The sequence below is a fragment of the Diplocloster modestus genome, from assembly GCF_019042245.1.
Taxonomy (GTDB): domain Bacteria; phylum Bacillota; class Clostridia; order Lachnospirales; family Lachnospiraceae; genus Diplocloster; species Diplocloster modestus.
Genome location: NZ_JAHQCX010000004.1, coordinates 28,648 through 44,654, shown reverse-complemented (window position 1 = coordinate 44,654; position 16,007 = coordinate 28,648). Strand labels below are relative to the sequence as shown.

The 16,007-nt window shown below is 47.5% G+C and carries 15 protein-coding genes and 1 pseudogene; 15 read left to right on the top strand and 1 reads right to left on the bottom strand.

Annotated elements, in window-relative coordinates; genetic code table 11:
• Positions 1-93: 93 nt before the first annotated feature.
• From KTH90_RS07255 to KTH90_RS07190, 15 genes and pseudogenes are all read left to right on the top strand, one after another.
• Positions 94-1,146 (top strand): NAD(P)H-dependent flavin oxidoreductase, encoded by a 1,053-nt coding sequence (locus KTH90_RS07255; protein ID WP_238726554.1) that lies wholly within the window; start codon positions 94-96, stop codon positions 1,144-1,146.
• Between the two features lie 155 nt (positions 1,147-1,301).
• Positions 1,302-2,033: an SIR2 family NAD-dependent protein deacylase gene (locus KTH90_RS07250; protein WP_158350017.1), complete on the top strand. Its 732-nt coding sequence runs from the start codon at positions 1,302-1,304 to the stop codon at positions 2,031-2,033.
• A gap of 1,079 nt (positions 2,034-3,112) precedes the next feature.
• The gene (locus tag KTH90_RS07245) at positions 3,113-3,646 is read left to right on the top strand and encodes an SLOG family protein (protein WP_158350016.1); all 534 of its coding nucleotides are present in this window, start codon (positions 3,113-3,115) and stop codon (positions 3,644-3,646) included.
• A gap of 77 nt (positions 3,647-3,723) precedes the next feature.
• Entirely contained in the window at positions 3,724-4,305 is a 582-nt protein-coding gene (locus KTH90_RS07240) for a TetR/AcrR family transcriptional regulator (RefSeq protein WP_158350015.1), read from the top strand.
• A 123-nt stretch (positions 4,306-4,428) separates the two neighbouring features.
• Positions 4,429-6,204: an oleate hydratase gene (locus tag KTH90_RS07235; protein WP_238726553.1), complete on the top strand. Its 1,776-nt coding sequence runs from the start codon at positions 4,429-4,431 to the stop codon at positions 6,202-6,204.
• 145 nt (positions 6,205-6,349) lie between these two features.
• Positions 6,350-7,699, top strand: a complete 1,350-nt coding sequence (locus KTH90_RS07230) for a radical SAM protein (RefSeq protein WP_158350013.1) — start codon at positions 6,350-6,352, stop codon at positions 7,697-7,699.
• Positions 7,700-7,787: 88 nt separating this feature from the next.
• Complete coding sequence (locus tag KTH90_RS07225; RefSeq protein WP_158350012.1) at positions 7,788-8,150, top strand: hypothetical protein; 363 nt, start codon at positions 7,788-7,790, stop codon at positions 8,148-8,150.
• Between the two features lie 103 nt (positions 8,151-8,253).
• Entirely contained in the window at positions 8,254-8,832 is a 579-nt protein-coding gene (locus KTH90_RS07220) for a lysylphosphatidylglycerol synthase transmembrane domain-containing protein (RefSeq protein ID WP_158350011.1), read from the top strand.
• Positions 8,819-9,319, top strand: a complete 501-nt coding sequence (locus tag KTH90_RS07215; protein ID WP_158350010.1) for a GTP pyrophosphokinase — start codon at positions 8,819-8,821, stop codon at positions 9,317-9,319. The genes KTH90_RS07220 and KTH90_RS07215 overlap by 14 nt, the downstream gene beginning before the upstream one ends.
• The gene (locus tag KTH90_RS25430; RefSeq protein ID WP_158350009.1) at positions 9,309-9,500 is read left to right on the top strand and encodes a nucleotidyltransferase family protein; all 192 of its coding nucleotides are present in this window, start codon (positions 9,309-9,311) and stop codon (positions 9,498-9,500) included. The genes KTH90_RS07215 and KTH90_RS25430 overlap by 11 nt, the downstream gene beginning before the upstream one ends.
• A 4-nt stretch (positions 9,501-9,504) precedes the next feature.
• Positions 9,505-10,392, top strand: a complete 888-nt coding sequence (locus tag KTH90_RS07210) for a DegV family protein (protein ID WP_158350008.1) — start codon at positions 9,505-9,507, stop codon at positions 10,390-10,392.
• A 9-nt stretch (positions 10,393-10,401) separates the two neighbouring features.
• Positions 10,402-11,298 (top strand): DegV family protein, encoded by an 897-nt coding sequence (locus KTH90_RS07205; protein WP_330655956.1) that lies wholly within the window; start codon positions 10,402-10,404, stop codon positions 11,296-11,298.
• A 13-nt stretch (positions 11,299-11,311) separates the two neighbouring features.
• Positions 11,312-11,461, top strand: a complete 150-nt coding sequence (locus KTH90_RS07200; protein WP_238726552.1) for a hypothetical protein — start codon at positions 11,312-11,314, stop codon at positions 11,459-11,461.
• 155 nt (positions 11,462-11,616) lie between these two features.
• Entirely contained in the window at positions 11,617-12,300 is a 684-nt protein-coding gene (locus KTH90_RS07195; RefSeq protein WP_238726551.1) for a recombinase family protein, read from the top strand.
• Between the two features lie 426 nt (positions 12,301-12,726).
• A pseudogene (locus KTH90_RS07190) lies at positions 12,727-13,096 on the top strand (PDDEXK nuclease domain-containing protein); the annotation flags it as partial.
• Between the two features lie 452 nt (positions 13,097-13,548).
• Here the strand turns inward: KTH90_RS07190 and KTH90_RS07180 are convergent.
• Positions 13,549-15,843 carry a glycoside hydrolase family 2 protein gene (locus tag KTH90_RS07180; RefSeq protein ID WP_158350007.1) on the bottom strand — a complete coding sequence of 765 codons (2,295 nt, stop codon included), beginning with the start codon at positions 15,841-15,843 and terminating at the stop codon, positions 13,549-13,551.
• Positions 15,844-16,007 lie beyond the last annotated feature (164 nt).

Genomic DNA, 16,007 nt, shown 5'->3' with positions numbered 1-16,007 from the left:
CTGCCGGCGGCAGAAGGGAGTAAATTAGTGTGAAAGAAAACAGGCTTTCCTTACTTTTTATGCCGCCATATTGGCGGCGGAATGGAGATTTTTATGAACAAAGAACTAAAATTCGGTGACCGGAAAGCCACCGTACCGGTTATACAGGGTGGAATGGGAGTGGGGGTCAGCCTGTCCGGTCTGGCCGGCGCTGTAGCGAAAGCCGGCGGAGTTGGTATCATTTCTGCCGCCCAGATCGGATTCCGGGACCCTGATTTTGACAAAGATCCGGCAGCAGCCAATATCCGTGCGATCCACGAAGAAATAAAAAAAGCCAGGCAGATTGCCCCGGAGGGAATCATTGGGGTTAATATTATGGTAGCCACGAAACCCTACGCCTCTTATGTTAAAGCCGCCGCAGATGCGGGAGCAGATCTGATCATATCCGGCGCCGGCTTACCTCTGGCCCTTCCGGGCCTTGTAAAAGAAAGCGGCACCAGCATCGCTCCTATCGTATCTTCCGCTAAATCAGCTTCTGTCATCTGTAAAATGTGGGACCGCAAAGATCACAGAGCTCCGGACCTGGTCATCATCGAGGGACCCAAAGCCGGCGGCCACTTAGGCTTCCACAAAGACCAGCTGCTGCATATCGATACGCTGGATTACGATACGGAGATTAAAGATATCCTAACCGTAATCAAGGAATATGAAATTAAATATCAGCGGCCTATTCCTGTAGCGGTAGCCGGTGGAATTTACACCAGATCCGATATGGACCACGCGCTTGCACTGGGTGCTGACGCCGTACAGATGGCCACTCGTTTTGTCACTACCCATGAGTGCGATGCCCATCCGAAATATAAGCAGGCATACTTAAATGCCTCCGAAGCAGACATTATTATTGTCGACAGCCCGGTAGGAATGCCCGGCCGGGCTGTTCACAACCGGTTTGTGGATGAGGCGGCATTAAATCTGCACCGCCCCGCCCGCTGCCACAAATGTCTGGAACATTGTGATCCGGCCCATATCCCATACTGCATCACAGATGCTCTGGTCCGCGCGGTCCAGGGAGATATCGACCATGGCCTTCTCTTCTGCGGCACCAATGCCGCCCGGGCTGACCGTATAGAGCATGTCAGTGACATCATGCAGGAATTCCGTTTATAACTTCTGTTTTTAGGGCTGCTTTTCCAAGAGAAATGGGAAAAAGATTAGTACTTTCCTGCTCTTAGCCAGCTCAGGGAATTCCCTTAAATACATTGACACAGCCTGGCATAAATGGGAAAATAGAGTTAGTACTAGGAAGAAAGAGGTGAGGTTCTATGAATCTGGATTTAGTGACAAATTATATCCGGGAATCGAAACATCTGGTATGCCTGGTGGGGAATAAGCTGCAGGAAGAGTGCGGCGTCCCCAGACTCAGAGTGCAGGAGGTTGCCTATGAGGTGGAATCTAAGTACGGCTACTCCCCGGAGGAGATTTTGAGCAGTGTGTTTTTTGTCACCCGACCGGAAATGTTCTACAATTATTACCGGGATGTCATTCTTAGCAACCAGGGAGAACCCAGTGATTCCTATTATGCACTGGCAGAGCTTGAGAGAAAAGGGAAAGTAAAATCCATTATCACCCGGAATATTTTCGGGCTGCCCACGAGAGCCGGATGTAAGAACGTGATCGAGCTGCATGGAAGTATCTATCGGAATCAGTGTATCCACTGCAAAAAGGATTACAGTATTGAGGACCTCAAGAAAAGTACAAAAGTACCCACCTGTGATGTGTGTAAGTCGATCATCAGACCATCGATCCGCCTGTATGGGGATATGGTGGATAATGGCGTCATGACCAGGTCTGTGGATGCGATAGAACAGGCGGATGTGCTGCTCGCCCTGGAACTGGACCTGAATTCCTCCGGTTATGAGCAGACTTTTAATGATTTTACAGGCGGTAAAATTATTCTCCTGAAAAGTCAGCCACATTTTCTGGATGAAAAAGCCGATCTGGTCCTATACGGGCAGGTTAAAGAGTTGTTGCCGGAAATTGTCAAGGCACTATAATGGCGGAAAAAAGTAGGAAACCGATTTACAAAACGCTGCAAACCCGCATAAACACTATGTTTTTGCAGGTCTGGGGCGTTCTTTGTTTGGCGGTGTTTTTTACTGCCGGGTCGGCCTGCTTGATTGCGTTGCGGTAACTGTCAAGCACTTCCTTTTTTTCGCTTAAGCCGCATATCAACATAGCGGGCGGTGACGGTTTCAAAGTTCATAGACAATCCAAGCGACGCGCAAATACCCGCAAGCGTATGTCCCCAACACTTCGCCCACCGTGAAGAAGTCACCCGTCAGTTGGTGCATATTAGTAGCCGCTGTATGCCCTTGCGGTATAATTACGACAAACCGGAAAAGCCCCGTAGAATCAAGGGCTTTGAGGTTTTTAGTCTGGTTTTTTCATCCTTTTCCAAACCGAAAAATCACACTGAAATAAGTCGAATTATAGGGGGTGTTTCATTAACGACAAATGAAGTTTTGAACTCCCATATACCGTACGCGACTTTGTTCAATTCGGAAAAACCAAAAGTGTGCTGAATAAGAGGGCATAGGGAACTGCCCTCTTATTCAACCCACCTTCGGTTCTTTCCTTAGAAATTGGGCAAAGGTCGGGATAACTCAAAAGTCGGGATAACCTCTTTCCCGCAGGAATAAAATAAGCCAGCGGTAAATCAACAGGTGTGGTGCAATAAGGCCTCAGATGATTAGCAACACAAGAAAAACTAAACGGCAGGAGCCATTTGGCGCCTGCCGTCATTTTCCTTGATTCAGCCGTGCGATAAGACCAAGCAATATAATTAAATCATCATCTGATAATGTCCTGATACCATCCAACGCCTTTCTGACAAGCTGTGGGGTATTTCGGTAGCGTCAAAAAATTGCTAGGGCGTTATTTCAAAATATTCGCAGATATTTAAGAATTGCTTCATGGAAGGCAATGCCCGGCCGGAGGAAATAGCCTGGATGTAGCCACGGGATATTGAACATTATTTGTGTTATAATTTGCCTGATAATTTCGTTTGCAACTTATTAAATAAGTTATTTTTATTTTCTATGTGTTGACTGCTATTAGAACAGGAGGAAACCGCATGAATGAATGCGTTTGTGCTATTACTGGACACCGGCCAAGCCGGTTCAAGTTCAAATACAGTGAAGATTATGCCCTATGCAAGAAGATCAAAGCTAATATGCTGGAGGTGTTCCGAAAGCTACATGATGAAAAGGAAGTCCGACGCTTTTATGTTGGCGGCGCCCTGGGTGTGGATATGTGGGCGGCTGAACAAATCCTTCGTCTGAAGGAACAGCCTGGATACGAAGATATTGAATTGGTTGTGGCCCTGCCGTTTGTCGGCCATGATGCCAAGTGGGATCAGCGCAGCAAGCGCCGGATGGAGTTTATCCTACAACATTGCAGCAGAAAAGAGGTCATTGGAAACGAGGATTGCCGTGAGAGCTATGTCAAGAGAAATTGCTATATGGTGGATCAGGCCAACTACCTAGTGGCAGTTTATGACGATTTGCGGAATCTGCGGTCCGGTACAATACAATGTGTCCGGTATGCACGGAAAAAACAGATTACCGTAATTCTAATTCACCCAGACACGGCACATGTTACTATGTAAATATTTAACGTAAGAGGATAATTACTTTTCACACCCCTGTAAATCATGCTATACTTAACACAAGAGGTGAGATAACAATGTCTCAAACAACAAAGTGGGCAATGGCTATGGCGTTGAAACGTATTATGACGCAAAAGCCTCTGTCTAAAATCACTATTGCAGATATTACGGAAGCCTGCGGCATCAACCGCATGACATTCTATTATCATTTCCAAGACATCTTTGATCTCATTGATTGGATATGCCAAGAAGAAGGCGCCAAAGCCATACAAGGGCGAAAAGATTATAAAACCTGGCAGGAAGGTTTCCTCGCTTTATGCTGTGCAACAAGGGAGAACAGGGCATTTGTGGAAGGTGTGTATCACTCCATCCAGCGAGAAAAAATTGAGAATTATCTTTGCCGAGTTGTTTATGATTTGCTGTTTGATGTTGTATGCGAACTATCCAAGGGCTATTCCATTTCTCTCGAAAACAAACAGTATATCGCCGATTTTTACAAACACGGATTTGTAGGTATCATGTTGGAGTGGGTCAAGTGTGGAATGAAAGAAGATCCGAAAATATTTGTCAGTCGGGTGAGTCAGATGATACATGGCCAACTTCTTTTAGCTATTAAGAATATGGCAGAAACACCAATTTTATCAAAAAAGCTGGAATGATAAAACTTTTTACAAAGCACCCCGGATGATGTAATTTTCATCATCCGGGGTGCTTTGTTTATTGTATGGGTATTGGAGGAAAGGTACAATACAGACAAAGAAATGATGAAGGAGGTCATTTAAGTGTATTATTCCAGTGGAAACTATGAAGCTTTTGTTCGGCCACTCAAACCGGAGGGCGTAGAACGAAAATCCGCCTATATTGTTGGAACTGGTCTGGCTGCTTTGACTGCTGCCTGCTATTTGGTGAGAGATGGGCAGATGCCGGGAAAACGCATCCACATCTTTGAGAAGGATCCTGTCCCCGGCGGGGCCTGCGACGGCTGGGAGTACCCGGGCTTGGGCTATGTGATGCGGGGCGGTCGGGAAATGGATAACCACTTTGAGGTGATGTGGGATCTGTTCCGCTCCATTCCCTCCATTGAGAACCCGGAACTGAGCGTGCTGGACGAGTACTACTATCTCAACAAGCGGGACCCCAACTACTCCCTCATGCGGGCCACCCAGAACCGCGGGGAGGACGGCCGTACCGACGGAAAATTCGGCCTTTCCGACGCCGGGGCCATGGAGATTATGAAGCTGTTCTTCACTCCCGACGAGGAACTCTACGACAAGCCCATCACAGACTACTTCAGCGACGAGGTGCTGAACTCCAACTTCTGGCTCTACTGGCGCACTATGTTCGCTTTTGAAAACTGGCACAGCGCCCTGGAGATGAAGCTCTACCTCCGTCGCTTCATCCACCACATCGGCGGTCTGCCCGACTTCAAGGCCCTCCGCTTCACCCGTTACAATCAGTACGAATCCATGATCCTGCCCATGGTGGCCTATCTGGAGAAGGCAGGCGTACAGTTCCACTACAATACCAAGGTCATTGATGTGGACTTTGACATTCGCGCCGGCCAAAAGCTTGCCCGCCGCCTCACCTTGCAGTTTGAAAACGGAGAGGAGCAGATTGATCTCATGGAGCAGGATCTGGTCTTTATCACACCGGGTGGCTGCGTGGAGAACTCCGCTCTGGGTTCACAGAACACTCCCGCTCCTTACAAGCCGGAGCTGAAAGAGGGCGGCGGCTGGGATATGTGGCGGCGCATCGCTGCCCAGGATCCTTCCTTCGGTCATCCCGATAAGTTCTGCGGTGACCCGGAAAAGAGCAACTGGATGAGTGCCACCGTTACCACCCTGGATGACAAGATCCCGCCCTATATCCAAAAAATCTGTCAGCGGGATCCCTTCAGCGGCAAGGTGGTCACCGGCGGTATCGTCACCGTGAAGGATTCCAACTGGCTTTTGAGCTGGACCTTCAACCGCCAGCCCCAGTTCCGCAGCGAGCCCAAGGGCCAGCTGGTGGGCTGGATCTACGGCCTGTTCAGCGATAAGCCCGGCAACTATGTGAAAAAGCCCATACGGGAGTGTACCGGCAAGGAGATCTGCATGGAGTGGCTCTACCACTTGGGCGTACCTGAGGGGGAGATTGAGTATCTGGCCGAGCACAGCGCCAATACCGTCCCCTGCATGTTGCCCTACATCACCGCCTTCTTCATGCCCCGGGCGGCGGGAGACCGACCGGATGTGGTGCCCAGGGAGGCTGTCAATTTCGCCTTCATCGGTCAGTTCGCCGAGACCCCCCGAGATACCATCTTCACTACGGAATACTCCATGCGCACCGGCATGGAGGCGGTATATACCCTGCTGGACATCGACCGGGGAGTGCCAGAGGTCTGGGGCAGTACCTTCGATGTTCGAGACCTGCTCAATGCAACGGTACAGCTGAGGGACGGCAGGAAGATCACAGATATGCATTTGGGCTTAAAAGAGCGGATGGCATTGAAGGAAGTGCTGAAAAAAATCTCCGGTACGGATGTGGAGACGCTGCTAAAGGAATATCATGTCATCTGACCTTTATTATACCTTTTCCACTGAATATAACGATATCGTATATTAGCAATTCTTCCAGTCAGAACATTTGTAAACTGTGCAGCGCATAGTCGTGCGGCAAACAGTACTCAATGGAAAGATACTATTTGAGAAGGAGAAATAGAAGATGGACATTTCTATGCAGATAAAAAAAACAGCCTTGCGCACAGCGCTGGGATATATTGAAAAAAAACCCGAGGAAAATGTGCTCAAACTGATGGACTGGGTGGATAAACTGGCCGGAGATGGGCCGGACAGCTTCCCCGCACAGCGCAAAGCGTTTCGAAATGTTTTAAACGATCCGGAATGCAGCATGTACCAGCTCATTATGAGCGTTTTCCGGGACATTGACAATGATGTGTTAAAGGTGGTTTTTGAGAACTTCTTCCTGAATGCCAGCCTCATCGGCTGGCCCAAGCAGGAGCACTATCGTAAGGAGCTGAACTGCAATATTCCCTGGGCGATTCTCATGGATCCTACCTCTGCCTGCAATCTTCACTGTACTGGCTGCTGGGCTGCTGAATACGGCAACAAGCTGAACCTGACATACGAGGAACTCAGCGACATTGTCCGCCAAGGCAAAGAGTTTGGAACCTATATGTACATCTTCTCTGGCGGCGAACCTCTGGTTCGGAAGAAGGACATCCTCCGGCTGTGTACCGAACACAGCGACTGCCAGTTCCTGGCTTTTACCAATGCCACTCTGATTGATGAGGCGTTTGCGAAGGAAATGCTGCGGGTGAAAAACTTTATTCCCGCCATCAGTGTAGAAGGGTTTGAAGATGCTACCGATTTTCGACGGGGGGCAGGTACCTATCAGGCAATCATGAAGGCCATGACGATTCTGAAACAATACAAATTGCCCTTTGGTGCATCCTGCTGCTACACCTCGAAAAATGTGGACTCCATCAGCTCCGAGGCTTTTATCGATCATCTGGTGGAGTGTGGGGCCAAGTTCGCCTGGTTCTTCCACTACATGCCGGTGGGTAACGAGGCGGTGACCGACCTGCTGCCCAATCCGGAGCAGCGCAAGCTCATGTACCGTAAGGTGCGGGAGTACCGTTCCACCAAGCCCATCTTCACGATTGATTTTCAGAATGACGGCGAGTATGTAGGCGGCTGCATTGCGGGAGGCCGTAACTATCTCCATATTAACGCCAACGGCGATGTGGAACCCTGTGCGTTTATCCACTACTCTGACTCCAATATCAGAGAAAAAACCTTGCTGGAAGCTTTCCAATCTCCTCTGTTTATGGCCTATCACAACCACCAGCCCTTCAACTGCAACCACTTGCGTCCCTGCCCCATGCTGGAGAATCCTGACATGTTAAAAATGATGGTAGATCAATCCGGAGCCCATTCTACGGATCTTCAGTCTCAGGAGAGTGCTGACCATCTGTGCGATAAATGCCGTAACTATGCTGCTTGTTGGGCCCCGAAAGCGGACCTTTTATGGAACGAAAGAAATAAGAATTGAGCCAATAGGCTGTCTCTGACAGAGCAAGCCGTCGGAATCTCTGTTTGCGGCAGAGATTTCGGCGGCTTGTAAATTATGGGGAGATTTTATGATAAGTGTTACGCAAATTGCACTTGGGCTTATTGGAATAGTTTGCATCTTGTTTCCAAAACAAATCGCCTCTCTCCTACCATATTTGATGGGCATTATGATGATTCTAATCGGCCTGATTGGCATCCGCCAAATTGGGGAGAAATTCCGGCAGGCTCCTGACATATTTGCTCGTAAATTGGTTCTATTGATCGTGGGAATCTCTTTTCTGGTTCAAGGCAAAACTGCACTGGTGCCAATAGGGATTATCTGGGCCGTTTTGGGGCTTTGGAAGGCGGCAGATGCTTTCGTTGACTTCTGGGAAGCATATCAGGCCAAACATGGTGTCCTGCCTGCTCTGGAGAACTACTTATTCGTCTGATTTTATCTCTCCTTTTGCTGTTTGACCCTTATGGCAAATTCACACCACATATTGCTATTTTGGGGGCGACACTGTTGCTAAACGCCATCTTCCCCGAAAAGCGATGCTGATATGTATTGTTATCATTATATTGCTCATTCTGATATGTACACGGGAAAATTTCTATCGGTTCATCTGCAAAGGAATCTGTCGATTAGAAAGTCTTTCAAAGTGGGCAGATCGTGCGATTCAATGGAAACAGCAAGTGGATGCGCTACATATGGGAGCAAGGGATTTGCTTCACACTCCAAATATAATCTTGGTTGGGGTAGGAATCAACGCAATCAAGTTGATGGGGCTCTATTCGATTCCATACCTGTGCATAAGAGCGATTGGTATTGATTATTTTTCTCTTATTCAAATACAGACATTATCTGCTTTGGCCCATGTTATTTCCAATGCTCTGCCTAATATTGCTGGAATGGGCTCAGTAGAAGCAGCTTTTCTGCTGTTGTTTTCCTGTTACATGGATGCGGCAGATGTATCTTCTGTACTTGTTCTCTATCGGCTCTCCACATATTTTGTTCCATTTTTGCTTAGTGCGTTTGTAACAGAAAAAATCGGACTGCGCTTGTATACAAGAGAAAGGTCCAATACCTCAATGCACACATCGAATCAGGGGGAGGAGCATGGAATATCCTAATTTGACAAAGCAGGAATCGGTAGAATTACAGGAGTATCTCTCTACACATAAAGATGATCTGCTCACACACATTGTTCAGTTTAACGAACTGATGCGAAAATATCAGGCAGCACCAAAAGAGATTACTACAAAACTGGAGATACTCCAGCAAGATTTTGTGGCTCAAAATGGACGAGCCTGCATTGAGGCCATTACCTGCCGATTAAAAGCACCATCCAGCATTATCAATAAGCTGAACCGAAAAGGAATTACTCCCAGCATTGAGGCGCTACGCACGCAGTTAAATGATATTGCCGGTGTAAGAGTAATTTGTCCTTTTTTAGATGATATAAATATAGTTGCCCAGTCGCTTGCCCAGCAGGATGATATCAAAGTGGTTTCCATAAAAGACTATATCTCTCAACCGAAATCGAACGGATATCGCAGTTATCACATGATAGTGGAAGTTCCCGTATTTTTCTGCAAAAAAAGAATATATGCGAGTTGAAATTCAGCTTCGTACGGTGGCTATGAATTTTTGGGCAACTCTGGAGCACCAAATAAAGTACAACAGTAAATCCACCAAGGGGGTGGAAATAGTTGACGCGCTTCGAGACTGTGCCGATACAATTGCAGATACAGATAAACGAATGCTGCAGATACGAGAATATACAGACAAGGAGAAATAATGTTATGTCTGAAAACTGTTCATTGCAATACAAAATTCTTACTGATGCCGCATCTGATTTAACCGATTCCCTGGTGGCAGATTTTCCTGAAGTCCAGGTTCTTCCCATGGAAGTTGTGGTTGGAGGAGTCTCTTACAATTATGGGCCCGGTGGGAATCTAAGCAACCAGGAATTCTATAGGTTGCTGAAGCAAGGGAAAAGACCGTCCACCTCTCAAATCAATCCTTCATGTTATCTGGCAGAATTTACAAAAATTCTTGATCTTGGCTACGATATTTTATATCTCGGATTCTCATCCGGTTTATCTGGGATGTATCAAAATGCCGAAATGACAGCTGAAATACTTTCCGAGCAATATCCGCAATGCAAAATACGCTGTGTGGACACTCTGTGTGCTGCACCAGGTGAAGGATTCTTGGTCCTGGAAGCAGCCAAAAAGAAACGAGAGGGATTCTCGCTGGACGACCTGGCAGATTGGGTTGAGCTACATCGTCTTCAGGTCTGTCATTGGTTTACGGTAGACGGTCTATCTTATCTGCATCAAGGGGGACGAGTATCCACGGCGTCAGCAGTCGCCGGTACCGCTTTGCAAATCAAACCCTTGTTACGACTAGATAATGAGGGGAAACTGGAGGTGGCCGGAAAGCCACGTGGGAATAGGCGCGCATTGCTGGAACTAATTACCAAGATGAGGAAGCAGTGGAATCCTCAGATTTCCAAGTCTGTGGCCATCGTTTACAGCGGATCTCCTGAGCAGGTCAAATCGCTCTGTGATACAGTTATTTCCCAATTTCCAGATGCAATATGCTATACCGCATCCGTCGGCCCGGTTATTGGGGCTCACACAGGACCTGGACTACTGGCGCTGGTGTATAGGGGAAATCAAAGATAAGAGAAAGGTATGAGGAAAATGAGCAAATATGTACTTAGCTGTGAGTCAACAGTAGATTTAACAAAGTCATACCTTCAGCAAAGACACATCGCCTACATCGGTTATCCTTATGAATTAAATGGCCGTTTTTACCAAGACGATTTTGGGGAAACACTCTCTTTGGAGAGCTTTTACCGTGAAATGGAACAAGGTGCCAGTACGAAAACTGCCCAAATTAACGCTTATGAATTCACTCAATATTTTGAAACTTTTCTTTCACAAGGGAAAGATGTGTTACACATCTGTTTATCATCCGGGATTACTGGTGTATTGAATGCTGCACAGATGGCAAAAAACGAGTTGGAAGATAAATATCCAGACAGAACGATTTATCTTGTTGACTCTTTAGCCGCCTCGGCTGGCAGTGGGCTTCTTGTAGAAAAATCAGCTGACTTGCGAGACGAAGGAATGGATATAGAGCAATTATGGCGATGGGTTCAAGAAAACAAGCTACGAGTTAATCATTGGTTCTTCTCCAGTGATCTTAAATACTATATTCGAGGCGGCAGAATCTCCAAAACGGCCGGAATAGCAGGGACAATGTTGGGAATTTGCCCTTTGTTGGATGTGGATGTGAAGGGAAGGTTAATCCCACGGGAAAAAATCAGAGGGACGAAGCGGACGATTGCTGCTTTGAACGATAAAATGTGCTTACTGGCTGACAATGGTCAAAATTATAATGAATCTTGTTTTATAGCGCATTCCGGCTGTGCGGAGCTTGCCATGCGAGCAGCGGAACTTTTGAACCAAAACTTCCCAAGAATTCCCGGCGGGGTTCGGATTTATCAGATCGGTGCAATTATTGGAGCGCATACTGGCCCAGGTACTGTAGCATTGTTCTTTTGGGGGAAAGCTCGCAACAACTAAATGAGGTAATGATATGGAAGGAAATACTCATACAAGATTTGAAAAATTAAGACTAACATCCATTGTGGATGGGTTGCCGCTGGCGATAGAAGTTATCGAACCTATTGGCCCAATTTACGGTGTCATACAAATTTCACATGGCATGGCAGAACATAAAGAATGATGTTGTACAATAAAATATCAGGCGACAGCTTACATTCGTCTGTCTTACACAGATGATCGCTCCAGCGAGAGCGACAGCGTTACCAACCAAATGCAGCGTGGCGAATACCGAGCAAAGTTTGCCCTTATGGGTATCGCAAAAGCGCCGATGGCAGAATGGAACCGAACCCGGAAACCGCTGCGGTGGTACAGCTCATTTTCCAACTTGCCGCAACCGGCGTTGGAGCGGCAGCCGTTACCAGAGAACTGTATAAGCGAGGTATCCCGACCCCTGGAGAATACAAAGCAGCTCATGGGCAGCAGTACCACGATGTCTCTCGCTCCCGTGGCCGCTGGAGTAATTCTACGGTTCTCCGTATCCTGGAGGACGAACGCTATATCGGTTCTTATGTCATCGGGCGTCGTGCAGTCATCGAAGTGGGCGGCACGCGAAGCCGCAGGAAAGACCAGGACAAGTGGTTCATTATTCCCGACCATCATCCGGCAATCGTTGACAAAGAACTATTTGAAAAGTTGCAGGCCGTGCAGCGCCGGTTTTCCTTGCCGACCAGGAAAAACAGGGAGTACCCACTGAAAGGCAAGGTCTATTGCGGCTGCTGCGACCATACACTCTCCCGCATCGCCCAAAAGGGACCGTTTTATATGTGCCGCCATTCTACTGCCGATGTAAACAGCCGCTGCCGAGATGTCCGGGCAGATGCTGCCGGTCTGGAAGAAGCAGTCCTCCTCACTTTGAAAAAGCAGCTGGAAATCCTGTTGCCCGTACATGAGGACGGCACCATTCACCTGGAGGCCACCGCTGCCAAATGCTCCGAGTATGAGAAGCAGCTGGAAGCCTGAAGGACCAGAAGCAAGCTCTCTTTGAACGGTATCTCCTGGGGCAGATCGAGCTGGACACTTATAAATCGGAGAAAGCTGTTTATGACGCAGAAATACTGAAAGTCAAAAATGCTTATGCTGCTGTCACCGCCCAGGCAAAGCTGAAGCGAGAAGAACAGGCCCGCCAAAACAGCCGACAAGAGATTACTCACTCGATTGCGGCAGCGGATGTTCTAACCTCCGAGCTGACCGATCTGCTGATCGAAAAGGTGTATGTATTCCCCGACAATCGCATTGAGATTGTTTACAAAGTCCATGACCTCTTTGAATAATTGAAGATACAAAAACAGAAAACCCAGGCTATCAAATCCATCTTGGTAGCTTGGGTTTTCTGCTTTTCAGAATTATATTTTTTGTCGTGTGCTTGACATACGGGTGACGGAGGCAGTGACGAAAAGTCATTTTTATGAAATAGAGGCAGCAAAAAATGATTGGAGTTTATCGGAGCTGAAAAGGCAGTTTAATAGTTCTTTGTATGAACGGCTGGCATTAAGCAAAAACAGGAAAGCAGTTGCACAGCTGGCAACAGAAGGACAAATAATTGAATTACCACAGGATTTGATAAAAGACCCATATGCGTTAGAATTTTTAGGTTTATCAGAACTGCCGGAGTATTCAGAAACTGAATTGGAAAAAAGATTTGGTGTTTTTTAATAGAATTCTCCGCTGTTTTGTTTTATTTGATTTAAAAATCGGTGAATTGAAGCATCAGAATATTGGTCAGATGCAGATGTATGTAAACTACTATGATCGCAAGCATGAGGTCTACAATCTCGTCAAGATGTTCCCGGACCATGGTGTTGTCCACGGTAAGGTGGTCGTACTCCATATTGTCCTTAATGATTTCCTCGGAGATTTTGTATGGGTCATTCTTTCACATTCCTTTCCGTTCCGGCGGCGTAGCCGTTTCGTCCTGCTCCAAAGGTGAGGGGAAAAGGATAAAAATGGAATAGGTACTTGATTAAGTAGATGAAAACCCCCCTGCGGATAGGAACAATTGGGTACCATCGCGCAGGGGGATTTTCATTGTTGGCACAGTATCATGCGCCAGCAGCATGCTGTCTCATCATGAAACCGATTCGCAGAAACTTACAGTTTTTTACCTAACCCGGTCTCAAAGAAACTTATACTTTACAGCATCCCTTAATACATGCCCTCCTGGCAGGGGTCGCAGCATAGCTGCTCCATTATCTAAGCAGACGGCTAATTTTATACAGTCTCCATATAGGAGAGATATTCCCTGACCGCTATTGCCTTATCTGCGATCTGATCTGCGCCCGTCACAAACAAAATATAATGAGAGACAACCGCAGGACCTTTTCCGGTAAGACTCAATGTGACAGACAGCGCACGCGTATCTGGAATGGTGACGGTAAAAGGTTCGAGGGCAATATTCCTGTTCTCCGGTACGGATACTGGTATGTCCTGTTGATATAATATCTGTCCTTCTTCCGTTTTTGCGGTTACCGATAGTTCACCGTGAAACGCCTCGGAATCGTTGAGCACAGTTACCTGCAGCGGTACGTTTTCCCCGGACGTAAACAGCAGCTTGTCATATCGGAGGGAAGCGGTGAGAGGACGAAAGGCGTTCCTTACAAAATAGTAGGCCAGTTTTTTCTCCCCATAGTAATCTTCCAGATTGGTGCCGGACACATGCGGGCAGGGTTCGTTATACTGCCAGATGATGCTTCCGCAGTTCTGGAAAGCTCTCCTTCTGTTTGCTTCCAGAGCATAGCGAAGACCTTCGGCCTGTATGTATTGGCTGCACATGATGAATTCCTGGAGGGCTTCCGGAGGAAAAGTGCCGAATATCCGACAGGTTCTGTCATAGGTATCCCACAATTCGCCCCGGTGCCGCCAGACCAGATTGTCCCGCATGCTGGTGACGGCCAGGTTTTCGGGGGAGAGGAATCGCTTCATGGTAGTGTAGTTCGCCATGCCGTCTACACCGAACTCGCTGTGCAGCAGGCTGTCCGATTGATTATATATAGTATAGTGCTGGGTGGTGCCTTCATATTTCCAGGGGCCGTGGACATCGTGGTTTTTCCCGGGGGTAGTGATATCCAGGAATTCGTTTGGTCCGGAAGCGGAAGTGGGAAGCATGTATCTGCTGTCATTTTCCGACACGATTTTTTGAAGCATTCCTACGTTCTCGTCCTCAAAAGTAGCCGGGACCCCGTCAAAATCCGTCAGTTCATTGCCGCCGCTGTACAGAGCCAGAGACGGATGGGTACGGATCCTGGGCACGGCCGCTTTCGCTGTTTCCGCAAGCTGGGCCATAAAATAGGGATCTTTGGACGGCACATTGTCAATCCCGGAACTGCTCTGTGTAAACTCCTGCCAGATCAATATGCCCAGCTCATCGCAGATATCGTATAAATCTTCTGATCCGATGTAAGCTCCGCCCCACACCCGGATGAGATTGCAATTGGCATCCGCAATATTCTGGATCACCTGCCGGAGACGGTCCCGGGTGATATCGGCCTGCTGCATCTCAGGCGGCAGATAGTTAACCCCTTTCAGATAAATGTCTTTCCCGTTTATCTGCATACGGTAGGGAAATGCGTCCCTGGCGCCGCCGATACTCGGCAGATGCCGGATCGTACGCAAGCCGATCGAGTAGGACTTCTCATCAGAGCATTCGCCCCTTGCATTGCGCGTGGTGACACGCAGCTGGTACAGAGGCTGTTCGCCATGGCCGTTAGGCCACCACAGCTGTGCGGAAGGGATATCCATGGAAAATGGAAACGCATGATGGCAGCCGCAGGATACGGGAACCGTAAGCTCCTGTTTGGCTACGGTATCCCCGTGAAGAGATAATTCCAGCAGGAGCTGCTGCTCGCTGTCCTCGAATCCGTAGAGCTCCACCTCTCCGGACAAGGTACAGGAATTGTCATCTGCAAAGGTTTGTTCTGCCCGCAGGGATTCAATGGAGGTATCGCCGAATTCTTCGATATATACAGGGCTGTCAATGCCGATGCTCACCAACCGCATACACCAGTCCCACTTGTAATTGAAACGGGGTTTTTGGGTATGGGTCCTGGACGTATAGCCGATCTGTCCGTGTTCCGTGGGGGCGTGCTCAATCAGAACGGATAATTCGTTATCTTCCTGAATATATGGAGTGACATCTTTGCAAAATGGGACAAATAAATTGGTGCTGTCTCCGAGGGGCTGGTGATTAAACCACAGATGTGCGGTATAATCCAGATGATCGATCCGTAGCCGGTAATGCCGTCCGCCGTTTCTTTGCAGCGGAAAATGCGCCCGGTATTCCCACCAGCGGTTGGGGATCCATTCACATTTTAAACTATTCTGGTCAAGGAAGGGATCTTCGATATAGCCCTCCCTTAGCAGCGTTTTATATACGCTTTCCGGTACTTTTGCGGGAATCCAGTCTGTGACTCCTAACAGTTCTTCCCCTGTTTCCATAGAATTTCCCAAAAACGGGGTATAGGGATCATGAGCTTTCATAGAAAACTGTTCGATTTTTTTATGTATCATCGGTTTCTCCTTCCTGCGCAGAATTGCTTCTAGCGCCTACGAGTATTTTATCATAGAGTCCTGAAATTGACAATACAAATATGAGAATAGAATAAAACAAATATATAGGACAATATGGAAAAATATATTGACATGTTATATAAAATGATATATCATATACATAT

Coding starts and splice junctions, on each gene's coding strand:
- KTH90_RS07255 (WP_238726554.1), top strand. CDS start 94: ATGAACAAAGAACTAAAATTCGGTGACCGGAAAGCCACCGTACCGGTT.
- KTH90_RS07250 (WP_158350017.1), top strand. CDS start 1,302: ATGAATCTGGATTTAGTGACAAATTATATCCGGGAATCGAAACATCTG.
- KTH90_RS07245 (WP_158350016.1), top strand. CDS start 3,113: ATGAATGAATGCGTTTGTGCTATTACTGGACACCGGCCAAGCCGGTTC.
- KTH90_RS07240 (WP_158350015.1), top strand. CDS start 3,724: ATGTCTCAAACAACAAAGTGGGCAATGGCTATGGCGTTGAAACGTATT.
- KTH90_RS07230 (WP_158350013.1), top strand. CDS start 6,350: ATGGACATTTCTATGCAGATAAAAAAAACAGCCTTGCGCACAGCGCTG.
- KTH90_RS07225 (WP_158350012.1), top strand. CDS start 7,788: ATGATAAGTGTTACGCAAATTGCACTTGGGCTTATTGGAATAGTTTGC.
- KTH90_RS07220 (WP_158350011.1), top strand. CDS start 8,254: ATGCTGATATGTATTGTTATCATTATATTGCTCATTCTGATATGTACA.
- KTH90_RS07215 (WP_158350010.1), top strand. CDS start 8,819: ATGGAATATCCTAATTTGACAAAGCAGGAATCGGTAGAATTACAGGAG.
- KTH90_RS25430 (WP_158350009.1), top strand. CDS start 9,309: ATGCGAGTTGAAATTCAGCTTCGTACGGTGGCTATGAATTTTTGGGCA.
- KTH90_RS07210 (WP_158350008.1), top strand. CDS start 9,505: ATGTCTGAAAACTGTTCATTGCAATACAAAATTCTTACTGATGCCGCA.
- KTH90_RS07205 (WP_330655956.1), top strand. CDS start 10,402: ATGAGGAAAATGAGCAAATATGTACTTAGCTGTGAGTCAACAGTAGAT.
- KTH90_RS07200 (WP_238726552.1), top strand. CDS start 11,312: ATGGAAGGAAATACTCATACAAGATTTGAAAAATTAAGACTAACATCC.
- KTH90_RS07195 (WP_238726551.1), top strand. CDS start 11,617: ATGGAACCGAACCCGGAAACCGCTGCGGTGGTACAGCTCATTTTCCAA.
- KTH90_RS07180 (WP_158350007.1), bottom strand. CDS start 15,843: ATGATACATAAAAAAATCGAACAGTTTTCTATGAAAGCTCATGATCCC.